Here is a 10,281-nt window from a genome sequence, read left to right as displayed (position 1 = left end):
GGCGAAGAGGCCCACGAGGGCGAGCAGCACCACACACCCGATCAGCACCAGAGCGCGGCGGCAGCGGCCTCCAGATCGCCGAGGCGCATCCGGGCCTCGGCCAGCAGCCCGGCGAACGCGGCGTACCAGCCGGCCGCGCCGCGCTGCTCGGACCGGGCCGCGAACACCTCGCACCACGGCACGGCCTGGTCCGGGCCGCCGCTGTACAGCACCGCGCGCAGCGCCTGCACGACGGGCGCGACGGTGTCGTCGGTGAGCGCCACACCGCGCAGATACAGCTCGGCGGCGTGCGCGGCGCCGCCCCGCGCCTCGGGCACCGCCCACAGGGCGGCGGGGTGGGTGCCCTCGCGCGGCGTCCGGCCCTGCCCGTCGGCGCGGGCCGGGGCGGACCAGTCGGCGGCCCACTGCGGGAACGCGGACAGGCCGTCCAGCGGATCGGGTCTGCGCTCCGCCGTGGCCGGCTCGCGGGCGCCGGGACGCGGGGCGATCCTGCCCAGGACCTCGACCGACTCCTCGATCCGGCCCTGGGCGGCCAGGGCGCGGGCGAGGGCGGCCAGCCAGGGCCGGGCGGCGCCCCCGGCCCGTACGGCCCGCAGGGGCTCCGCCAGATGGGCCTCGGCGGCGGCCGGGTCGGTGCGCGTGGCGACGGCCGCGAGCCGGATGCGCATCTCCTCGCGGTGCGCCTGGTCGGGGCTGGCCTCGTAGGCCAGCTCCAGGCACTCGGCGGCCTGCGCGGGCGAGCCGTCGGCGAGGAACTGCCCGGCGGCGGAGAGCAGCACGGCGGGCGCCCACTCCTCGTCGGCGTGCCCGGCGCCGAGCAGTTGCGCCGCGATCACGGCCGTCGGGGCGCCCACTTGATGGGCGAGCAGCCCGGCCCGCCGGCGCAGGGCGCGCAGCGCGTCGGCGTCCATGTCCTCCAGTACGGCGGTGCGCGCCGCGGGATGGCACAGCCGCCCGCCGTCCAGCAGTCCGGCCGCGGTGAGCGCCGCGCCGACCCGGGTCACGGCCGCGGGCCCGACGCCCGCCAGCTGTGCGACCAGGTCCGGCGTGCCGTGCCCGTCGAGGACGGCGACGGCGCGGGCGACCTGTTCGGTGACCGGTCCGCAGCGGCGCAGACAGGCCAGCACCGCCTGCGCGTAGTGACCGCCCGGCCGGCCCTGCGGGTCCTGCGACAGCGCGCGCAGCAGCAGCGGGTTGCCGCCGCTCACCTGGTGCAGCCGGTCGGCCTCCGCCTCGGTGCGGTTCTCCAGGAGGGCCCGTACCGACGGCAGGCCGAGCCGGCCCAGACGGATCCGCTCCAGATGCGGCTGGCGCAGCAGTTCGGTGTCCGTCAACGGGTCGCCGGGGCCGAGCGGCAGGGCCGTGGCGTAGAGCAGCAGCAGCGGCACCGAGCGGCTGCCGCGGGCGAGATGCAGCAGGTGCAGCCGGGACACGTCGTCCACCTGGTGCAGGTCGTCGACGCAGACCACCACGGGGCGGTTCTCGGCCAGCCGGTGCACCTCGGCGGCGAACGCCTGCAGCGCCTCAACCCGGCCCGCGTCCTCCGGTTCGGCGGGCAGGGCGAGTCCGGCACCGGCCTGCCGTGCGCCGTGGGCGAGCTGGGCCAGCACGCCCAGCGGCCGGCCCCGTTCCCGGCCGTCGCCGAATGCCCGCAATACCAGTGCACCGCGGCCAACCGCCAGACATGTGGCCGTTTCGAGAAATTCACTCTTCCCGCAGCCGACCGCTCCCTCGACGAGAACCAGCGTCGAACGGCCGGATGCGCTGGCGTCGAGTGCCGAAATCAGCGAAGTGAGTTCCGCGTCCAACTGGACCAGCACCATGAATATCCCCCATACCCCTCCCATTCCTCCTCGCCCGGCTCTGCTGCCGGGCTACGGAAATCCTCCGAAGGGATAGGAGATGGCTTCCGGCATATCTGCCGACAAGTCTAGTGAGGTCGCGCCGCCCGCCCCGGTGGCAGAAAGTGCCCGCGCATCAATGGGCCACCGCGGGGGCGGGGAAGATCTGCCGCGGGGTCTGCGGCCGGTGCGTTCGGGTCCGCCACTCGCGCGGGTAGCCGACCGAGACCTCCTCGAAGCGCACACCGTCGTACCAGGTGGTGCGGGGGATGTGCAGATGGCCGTAGACCACGGCGGCGCAGCGGAACCGGATGTGCCAGTCCGCGGTGAGCACGGTGCCGCACCACTGGGCGAACTCGGGGTGGCGCAGTATCCGCGTCGGCTGCCTGACCAGCGGGAAGTGGTTGACCAGCACCGTGCGCAGGGCCGGATCGCAGGCGGCGAGCCGGCGTTCGGTGGCCGCCACCCGCGACCGGCACCAGGCGTCGCGGCTCGGGTACGGGTCGGGGTGCAGCAGGAACTCGTCGCTGCAGACCACCCCGGTCCGGTACGCCTCCGCCAGGGCCTGCTCCTTGGTGCCGGCGGTCGGGGTGCGGAAGCTGTAGTCGTACAGCAGGAACAGCGGCGCCACCACGAGCGGGCCGCCGGGCCCCGACCAGACCGGATAAGGGTCCTCGGGCGTGTGCACGCCCAGCGAGCGGCACACCGCCACCAGCCGCAGATAGCGCTCCTCGCCGCGCAGTTGGCCGGGGTCGCCGCGGACGGTCCACAGATCGTGGTTGCCCGGGGCCCACACCACTTCGGCGTATCGCTCGCGCAGCAGACCCAGCGCCCAGCCGAGGTCCCCGATGGACTCCCCGACATCTCCCGCGACCACCAGCCAGTCGGACGGGCTGTCCGGCCGCAGCGCCTCGAGAAACTCCCGGTTCTCCGGATGCGCGACATGCAGATCGCTGATCGCCATGAGCTTTCCGTGCGGCATCCAGCGAGGTTAGGCGGAGCGGACCGGGCCCGATACCCCTATCAGTCCCCGCACTTCGGGCCCGCACTCGATTACGTGTGCGATCCCATTACATGTACAGAACATTCCCCCGGGGGTATGGCAAGCGGATGGCAAGCCGCCCGCCCTATTCGGCAGTTGCGTGGCTGCGACCGCCGCCGGCGTCCGCCGGATGGCAGCCATCGGCCGGATTCCGGCCCGCCGGGGGCCCGGCCGGCGGCCGCGACCCGCTCGCGCATGGCCCGGCGGCGGCCCCGGCGGGAGTGTGGAGACAGGCCGCCACAAGCGACCGCGAGGCACTGAAACCCCCTCATCCATCGGAGAGATCATGCTTGCCAAGCTCGTCCCCGGCTCCGTCGCCGCCGCAGAGTCCACGTCCGACCCAGCCGAGGCGGCCCTGCACCCGGCCGAACAGGACCTGGTCCGCAACGCGGTCACCAAGCGGCGGCAGGAGTTCACCACCGTCCGCTGGTGCGCCCGGCGCGCCATGGAGCAGCTGGGTCTGGAGCCGGGGCCCGTCCTGCCGGGCCACCGCGGTGTCCCGCAGTGGGCGCCCGGCGTCGTCGGCAGCATGACCCACTGCGCCGGCTACCGGGCCGCGGCGCTGGCCCGCACCGAGGACCTCGCCGCACTGGGCATCGACGCGGAGCCGAACGCCCCGCTGCCCGAGGGAGTCCTCGAATCCATCTCCCTGCCCCAGGAACTGGGCTGGGTCCGGTCGCTCGGCCGCTCGCACCCCGGGATCTCGTGGGACCGGCTGCTGTTCAGCATCAAGGAGGCCGTCTACAAGACGTGGTTCCCCCTGATGCGGCACGAACTCGACTTCCAGGACGCGCTGGTGACGGTCGATCCCGCCGCCGGCGCCTTCCGGGCCACCCTGCTGTCCACCGGCGCCTCGCCCGCTCCCGGAGCTCCGCGTCACTTCGCGGGGCGCTGGGCGAGTGAGCACGGGGTGCTGGTCAGCGCCACCTGGGTGCCGGCGCGGGTGCCGGCACAGCGAAGCGCCCCCCGCACGGTGCTTGCGGGGAGCGCGGTGTGATCCGTGGTCAGTGACGCCCGGACGGCGCTACTTCCACTGGTCGTCGCCGTCGGGCGTCACGATGACCGGCTCGTCGCCGGTCACCTCGCCCGAACTGATGGATACGGAGGCCTTACCGAGGCCCGGCAGCGGTGTCGCGACGGCCGCCGCGGCTCCGAACAGAAGGGCTGTGGCCAGCAACGGCAGCGACGCCGACGTCAGTAGACGGAATGTCATCCTCACGCTTCTTCTCCCCCATCACCAAGATTTTTGAGGGGACACGAACGGCGGGGCTTTCTCTCCGGTTCGGTGCCCGAATCGACAAGCTTTACCCTGGCATCACCGACACGGCTACACCATGGGCGCCCCGCTGGCGTAAAGTGGCATGGCAGCAACTTCGCCTGCGGAGGGGGACGGGGAATGTATGTGGCTGCCGACTCCGGTTCCTCTTTCGCCGAACTGGACGACGTGAGCGCCGCCGCATATGGCCACTCCGTGAGACTGGGCCGGTTCGACCGGGAAGAGATAGCGGCTCAACTCTCCCTGACTCCCCAGGAGACGGAGCAGGTACTGGGAGTCTTATGCCAGCTCCGATTGCTCCAGCCGATGCCCGGGCGGCCCTCCGAGCTCGTCCCCGTGGCGCCCGAGGCCGCGGCGGCGGCCCTGGTCGACCCGGCCGAACAGCAGATACGCGATCTGCAGCAGGCGGTGGACGACCTCAGGACGCGGCTGCAGTCGCTGACCCCGCTGTACTACGAAGGCCGCCGGCTGCGTAACCGGCTGGAGGCGTTCGACCTGGTCACGGACGTGAACCGGGTGCAGTCCCTGCTGGACCACTTCAGTCTGCACTGCAGCCGGGAGTTACTGAGCATCCAGCCCGGCGGCGCCCGGCCGCCGGAGATGCTGTCGCGGGCCCGCGAGTCCTCGCTGAAGGCCCTCAGCCGGGACATCTGCATCCGCACCATCTACCAGCACACCGCCCGCACGGACCTCCCGACCAGGGCGTACGTCCGGGAGATCACCGAACAGGGCGCCGAGGTGCGCACGGTGGACCAGGTCATCGACAAGCTCATCATCTACGACCGGGAGGTCGCCTTCCTCCCGGAGCGCCACAACGAACAGCGCAAGGCCGGCGCGGCCATCGTGCGCGAGCCGACCCTGGTCGCCTTCCTCTGCTCGGTCTTCGAGTACCTGTGGGAGAACGGGTCCCCCTTCCTGGTCGAGTCGCAGCGCGCCGCCCCCGCCCCCGACGACCTCAAGCGGTCGATCCTGCAGCTGATGGCCAAGGGCTACAAGGACGAGATGATCGCCCGCCGGCTGGGCATGGCGGTGCGGACCTGCCGCCGGCACATCGCGGAGCTGACCGAGGAGCTCGAGGCCACCAGCCGCTTCCAGGCGGGGTACAACGCCGCCAGGAAGGGGCTGCTCGACTACGGCCCTTGACGGGCGGCGCCGGAATCCCCTCGTCGTCCGGGGATTCGGCAGGCGCCGGTCAGTTCCCCCGCCACTCCCCGTTCTCGCTGTGCAGCGCCTCGGTGATGGAGTCGACGCAGTCCTGGTCCAGCATCGTGGTGATCTCCGGGTCCTGCAGCGGGCCGAAGCCCGCGTCGTACACCGCCGCGCTCACGCAGTAGCCGCTGGCCAGCACGAAGGTACGGAACAGCCACTCGTCGCCGGTGCCGGGGGTGCCGTCGGGCCGCTGCACCCGCACCGGGCGGCCGTCCGGCCCGAAGCCGAACTCGGTGAAGCGGAACTGCATACCCTGCCCGATGGCCTTGCTGTACGCCTCCTTGAGCGTCCACAGCCGGACCAGCCCGCGGTTGCGCTCCCCCTCCGGCATCCCGGCGAGGAGCACCAGCTCGTACGGGGTGCAGATGTGCCGGCTCAGCCCCGCGTCGTACATGTCGCGGTCCGCCCGCTCGGCGTCCACCCCGATCAGCCCGCGGGTGGTCAGGCCGACCAGCAGCAGGTCCTCGGTATGGCTGAGGCTGACGTCGACCTGGTCGCAGCCGCGCAGATACGGCCGGCCGGTGGGTCCGTAGGCCAGCTCGAGATCGTCGGGGTCGCCGCCGAGCACCGCGCCGGCCGCGTGTTTCAGCAGCATCCGCGAGGCCGCGTAGCGGTTGCGCACCTCGGCGTGGCTGAGGTCCAGATAGCGGTTCCAGTCCCGGCCCAGCAGGACCCGCAGATCCTCGCCGTCGGGGAGTTCGGGCTCCAGGTCGCTGAGCCGGGCATGGACGATGGCGCTGCCGTAGCCGGCGAGGTGCTCCTTGACCTGGCCCCAGGTGTCCCCCCGGGGGGTCACCGCGACGGGCTCGCCGAGCGGCGGGCCGGGCGGGGAGTTGCCCGGGACTGTCATCATCGCCCCTTCACAAGTGTGAACATGTCATTGAGATCGCGAGCGAGCAGCAACTGGTGCACCGCCACCGGATGGCCGCGCTCCTCCAGCAGCACCACCAGGCGCAGCAGGTTCAGTGAGTCCCAGCCCGGGAGATCGGCCAGCTCCGCGTGCGCGTCCTGCGGGATGGACAGCGCCACCCCCAACTCGTCCCTGACAAGCGCCATGAAGCCGTGCAGGCTATCCACGCGCATCGCGGTCCCCCTCCCAGGCTAACCGATCGACGAGTATGTGATCGGGGACGGCAGGCAGGTCGGTCAGGCCGTGCCTGAAGCGCCGTTCCCCTGTCCCGGGTGCGGCCGGCGTCACATCCGCGAAGCCGCACTCGGCGTAGAACCCGCGTGCCCGGTGGTTGCGGGAGGTTGGTACGTACCCTGCTTCAACGGCCCGCAACCCCCGTTCGGACGCCGTGGCGAGAAGCGTCGCGAGGAGGGCGTGCTCGATGCCGCGGCCGAGGACCCGGCAGCTGAGCCAGACGTTCTTCAGCTCCAGCACGTCGTCGCGAAGGCATCCCAGCACGGCGCCGGTGAGGCCGTGTTCGCCGAAGCGGTCGGCGGTGCGGGCGACGAGCAGCAGATGCCGCCGGGGGTCGGCCGCCCGGTCGCTCAGCTCGTCCTCGCGCTGCCGCAGTCCGGTCAGGTTGAACTGGTTGGTGCGCTGGGTCAGCTGGGCGAGCCGGGCCAGCTCGTGGGCGCGCGGCGGGCCGAGCGCCACCCGGGTCTCCAGGCCGGCCAGGAACTCCGCGTAGCTGCCCGAGGTCTCGCGCAGCTCCCGGCGGCGGCGCTCGCCGCGGTAGCGGCCGGTGCGGGCCACGTCCTCCTCGGTCAGCCGCAGCGTGTCGAACCAGCCGTCGGCCAGCAGGCGGTCCGGGTGCAGCGCCGGCTCGCCGTCCAGCGCCACCACGGCGACGCCCGGGGCGCCGAGGCGCACCTGGGCCCGTTCGGCGGCCGTGTCGTCGGCGAAGACCAGGGCGTCCAGGGCGAGTCCGAGCTCGTCCGCGGCCTCGCGCAGGTTCAGGTCCTTGCTCCGCCAGTCGGCCTTGACGACTGCGAAGTCCTGTTCGCGCAGCACCAGATCGGGGTGGTCGGCGAGCACCTCGTGCACCAGGGCGGCGTCGTTCTTGCTGCTCACCGCGAGCAGCACGCCCTGGGCGGCGAGCTGTTTGACGACCCGCTGGAAGTGGTGGAACGCCTCCCCGCGCAGGGAGCCCGAGGCGGTGACGCCCTGTGGCCCGTCCTCGCCGAGGATCCCGTCCCACAGCGTGTTGTCCAGGTCGAGGACCAGGCACTTGCGGGTCCGGCCGCGCACCGCCCGCACCAGATGGGCGACCTCCCGGGCGTAGCAGGCCAGCACCTCGGCGCCCAGGCGCAGCGAGGCGTAGACGGCCAGCCGTGCGTCGGTGACCGGTCCGCCCTCGTTCAGCAGCGGTTCGAGGTCGACCACCACCAGCCGCGGGGACTGTCCGGCGAGCCGGAGCAGCCGGGCGTTGCACTCGCGCCACAGTGCGCCCAGCGCGGCCCGGGAGGCGTGGTCGACCAGTTGGTGGGTGTGCCCGCGCAGCAGCGGCAGGGTGTTGAATACCAGCAGGCCGGGCCAGTCGGCGGCGATGGCGGTGAGCCGGTCGATCAGCCGGGCGGCCGACCGCTCGACGTCCTCGGGCCGCCACGGCACGGGCACCTCGGCGAAGACGGCCTGGGCGTCGAGCAGGCACAGGGTGACGTCGGGGCGTGCCGCGCGCAGCTCGCTGTCCGGGTCGGTCAGATCGCGCAGCCAGGCGCCGTGGTCGCCGACGACGGGGCGGCACAGGATGCCGTGCCGGGCCAGCTCCGCGGTCAGCGGGTCGAGGACCGGGGCGGCGGTGGAGGAGCCGGTGACGGCGACGGTGACCGCCGGCGTGCCCGGGTGGTGGGCCAGCACCGCGTCGGGGTCCAGGCCCGCCAGCAGCCGTCCCGCGGTGCGCAGTTCGGCGCCGCCCGCGGCGGGCTCACCGGTCTCCCCGGCCAGCAGCCGGGGCACCTCGTCGTACGCCTTGGCCAGCAGCCCCTGCGCGTGCAGCGCACGCAGCCGGTCCAGTCCGTCTCCCATCGGGCCTCACACCTTCTCCAGGGCGAAACCCGCCCGGATCCACTTGCTCGACTCCACGGTCACCGCCAGCGCACGCTGGCCGGTCTCCAGGCGCGGCAGCACCTGGTCGAGCTGTAGGAAGGGCAGCGCGTTGCCGGTGTTGCCCGTGTCGGCCACGCAGGAGACCTCGGCGACGGCGGGGGCGGGCAGCCGCTCCACGATGCGGTCGGTCATCCGGGGGGAGAGCTGGGGCGGCAGCAGGTAGTCGATGTCCTCGGCCCCCCAGCCGAGTTCGCCGAGCAGCTCCCAGAGGATCTCGCCGGACATCACCGGCACGTGCTCCTCGACGGCCTTGTAGTCCTCGGACATCAGCTGCCGTTCGACGGCGCGGTCGCTGATGCCGTACCAGTCGAGGATCTGGCCGGGCGCCCGGCCGCGGCCGGTGCACCGGTTGAGCACGCCGCGCACGGCGACGCCCTCCGCCACGGGCTCCGCGGTCAGCACCGCCGCGGCGGCCCCGTCGCCGAACAGGACGTGGTTGACCAGCTCCTGGGTCGGCATGTGCAGGACGTCGGGGCGCTGTGCGAGGAAGCGGTGGGTGACGTCCCCGCCGACCAGCAGTCCGGCGCCCGCGCCGTCGGCGATGAGGCTGCGGCCCAGGGACAGGGCCTGCACGGCGCCGGAGCAGCCCGCCTGCAGCTGGGTGACCGGGATGTGGTCGATCCCCAGCCGGTCGGCGACCACGGTCGCCGTGGTCGGCAGCAGCACGTCGGGTGTGGCGGTGGAGAGCACCAGGAACTCGATGTCCGCCGGCTCCAGTCCGGCCGCGTCGACCGCCTGCGCCGCGGCCTCCGCGCACAGGTCGGCCAGGGTACTGCGCACCTCGAAGGTGGCGGGGTCCCAGCCGAAGTACCGGTACCGGGAACCGACGAACAGATCGATCCACTCCACGCTGACGCCCAGCGTCTTGCCGAGCGTCTCGTTGTCCACCGGGTCGCCGGGCAGGGCGGTACCGGTCGCCGCCACATAGGCGGTCGGTGTCGCGCTACGGCCCATGGTCTAGGGTCCTCCCCCTGCTGCTCAGTGCGTGTTCGCCATGATCAGGTCGCGCATGAAGTCGGCCAGGGCGCCGACGGAGCGCAGCGCCGGCAGCAGTTCCTGCACCGACACCTCGCCGGCCTGCGGCAGCCGGCTCTCCACCCGGTCCTTGAGCTGCATGATCATGACCGAGTCGAAGGCCAGGTCCTCGTAGAAGCGGGCGGCGCGCACCACCCGCTCGCGGGCGTAGCCGCCCACCTCGGCCACCGCGGACACCACGGCCTCCAGCACCGGGTCGTCCGCCGCCTCGTCACAGGCGTCGGGTGCCACCGGGGCGGCACTCGCACCGCCGAGGTCGGGGATCTCCGCGGTCCGCACGGTCACGGGCGGCTCGGGCGGTGCGGCCTGGCGGTCCCAGAAGCGGTGCTCCGAGGCGAACACGTACGGCCGCATCGGCTCGCAGATCCGCTGCTCGGGCGCGTACAGCGCCTCCCAGACGGGATCGAGTCCGCCGCGGTGCAGCGCGGCCACGACCTCGGCCAGCTCCCGGCCGCCCGCCTCGGGGCCCGGCGCCGGATGCAGCAGCTCCGCTCCGGCCGCGCGGCCCGAGCGGCCGGCGAGGGGCAGCAGCTGCGGGCGGGGGCCCAGTTCGACCAGATGCGTGGGCGCCGTGGCGGTGAGCAGCGCGCCGAGCGCGTCGTCGAACTCGACCGGCCCGGCGGCGTGCGCCGCCCAGTACGCGGCGTCCAGCGGATCGGCGCCGAGCAGCCGCCCGTAACGGGTGGAGAAGAACGGGACGGCCGGCCGGGCGTGCTCCACCGGTTCCGCCGCCAGGGCCTCGGCGGCCGCGGCGACGTGCGGCGAGTGGAAGGCCCGGCGCGCGTCCAGCATCCGCACGCGTACGCCGCGGGAGCCGGCCTGC

10 protein-coding genes are annotated in these 10,281 nt (G+C 73.3%); 2 read left to right on the top strand and 8 right to left on the bottom strand.

Annotated features, from left to right (window positions below; all coding sequences use genetic code 11):
- Positions 1–41 precede the first annotated feature (41 nt).
- A complete protein-coding gene (locus AB0M28_RS38560; RefSeq protein ID WP_365415179.1) occupies positions 42–1,823 on the bottom strand; it encodes an AAA family ATPase in 1,782 nt (593 codons plus the stop codon).
- 154 nt (positions 1,824–1,977) lie between these two features.
- A complete protein-coding gene (locus AB0M28_RS38555; protein WP_365415177.1) occupies positions 1,978–2,823 on the bottom strand; it encodes a metallophosphoesterase in 846 nt (281 codons plus the stop codon).
- 346 nt (positions 2,824–3,169) lie between these two features.
- Here AB0M28_RS38555 and AB0M28_RS38550 point away from each other — a divergent pair, with 346 nt between their 5' ends.
- Positions 3,170–3,880 (top strand): 4'-phosphopantetheinyl transferase superfamily protein, encoded by a 711-nt coding sequence (locus AB0M28_RS38550; protein WP_365415175.1) that lies wholly within the window; start codon positions 3,170–3,172, stop codon positions 3,878–3,880.
- Positions 3,881–3,907: 27 nt separating this feature from the next.
- Here AB0M28_RS38550 and AB0M28_RS38545 read toward each other — a convergent pair whose 3' ends face one another.
- Positions 3,908–4,096: a hypothetical protein gene (locus AB0M28_RS38545; protein WP_365415173.1), complete on the bottom strand. Its 189-nt coding sequence runs from the start codon at positions 4,094–4,096 to the stop codon at positions 3,908–3,910.
- Positions 4,097–4,465: 369 nt separating this feature from the next.
- Here AB0M28_RS38545 and AB0M28_RS38540 point away from each other — a divergent pair, with 369 nt between their 5' ends.
- Positions 4,466–5,302, top strand: coding sequence for a helix-turn-helix transcriptional regulator (locus AB0M28_RS38540; RefSeq protein ID WP_365415172.1), 837 nt, complete (start codon positions 4,466–4,468; stop codon positions 5,300–5,302).
- Between the two features lie 49 nt (positions 5,303–5,351).
- Here the strand turns inward: AB0M28_RS38540 and AB0M28_RS38535 are convergent, their stop codons facing one another.
- The 5 genes from AB0M28_RS38535 to AB0M28_RS38515 all read right to left on the bottom strand — a co-directional run.
- Positions 5,352–6,218, bottom strand: a complete 867-nt coding sequence (locus AB0M28_RS38535; RefSeq protein ID WP_365415170.1) for a 4'-phosphopantetheinyl transferase superfamily protein — start codon at positions 6,216–6,218, stop codon at positions 5,352–5,354.
- Positions 6,218–6,451: a phosphopantetheine-binding protein gene (locus tag AB0M28_RS38530; protein ID WP_365415168.1), complete on the bottom strand. Its 234-nt coding sequence runs from the start codon at positions 6,449–6,451 to the stop codon at positions 6,218–6,220. Before AB0M28_RS38530 ends, AB0M28_RS38535 begins: the two co-directional genes overlap by 1 nt.
- Complete coding sequence (locus AB0M28_RS38525) at positions 6,438–8,342, bottom strand: HAD-IIIC family phosphatase (RefSeq protein ID WP_365415166.1); 1,905 nt, start codon at positions 8,340–8,342, stop codon at positions 6,438–6,440. The genes AB0M28_RS38530 and AB0M28_RS38525 overlap by 14 nt, the downstream gene beginning before the upstream one ends.
- Positions 8,343–8,348: 6 nt before the next feature.
- Positions 8,349–9,377, bottom strand: a complete 1,029-nt coding sequence (locus AB0M28_RS38520; protein WP_365415164.1) for a 3-oxoacyl-ACP synthase III family protein — start codon at positions 9,375–9,377, stop codon at positions 8,349–8,351.
- Positions 9,378–9,401: 24 nt separating this feature from the next.
- Positions 9,402–10,281, bottom strand: an 880-nt coding sequence (locus AB0M28_RS38515; RefSeq protein ID WP_365415162.1) for an acyltransferase domain-containing protein, incomplete at its 5' end; no start/stop codon positions are given.

Origin of the sequence: Streptomyces sp. NPDC051940 (assembly GCF_040680895.1) — a bacterium.
Taxonomy (GTDB): domain Bacteria; phylum Actinomycetota; class Actinomycetes; order Streptomycetales; family Streptomycetaceae; genus Streptomyces.
This window is presented reverse-complemented; position numbering and strand designations above follow the sequence as displayed.

Bases quoted from the DNA above. Each gene is read 5' to 3' on its own strand.
- AB0M28_RS38520 (WP_365415164.1), bottom strand. From the start codon at position 9,377: ATGGGCCGTAGCGCGACACCGACCGCCTATGTGGCGGCGACCGGTACC.
- AB0M28_RS38525 (WP_365415166.1), bottom strand. From the start codon at position 8,342: ATGGGAGACGGACTGGACCGGCTGCGTGCGCTGCACGCGCAGGGGCTG.
- AB0M28_RS38560 (WP_365415179.1), bottom strand. From the start codon at position 1,823: ATGGTGCTGGTCCAGTTGGACGCGGAACTCACTTCGCTGATTTCGGCA.
- AB0M28_RS38555 (WP_365415177.1), bottom strand. From the start codon at position 2,823: ATGCCGCACGGAAAGCTCATGGCGATCAGCGATCTGCATGTCGCGCAT.
- AB0M28_RS38535 (WP_365415170.1), bottom strand. From the start codon at position 6,218: ATGACAGTCCCGGGCAACTCCCCGCCCGGCCCGCCGCTCGGCGAGCCC.
- AB0M28_RS38540 (WP_365415172.1), top strand. From the start codon at position 4,466: ATGCCCGGGCGGCCCTCCGAGCTCGTCCCCGTGGCGCCCGAGGCCGCG.
- AB0M28_RS38545 (WP_365415173.1), bottom strand. From the start codon at position 4,096: ATGACATTCCGTCTACTGACGTCGGCGTCGCTGCCGTTGCTGGCCACA.
- AB0M28_RS38530 (WP_365415168.1), bottom strand. From the start codon at position 6,451: ATGCGCGTGGATAGCCTGCACGGCTTCATGGCGCTTGTCAGGGACGAG.
- AB0M28_RS38550 (WP_365415175.1), top strand. From the start codon at position 3,170: ATGCTTGCCAAGCTCGTCCCCGGCTCCGTCGCCGCCGCAGAGTCCACG.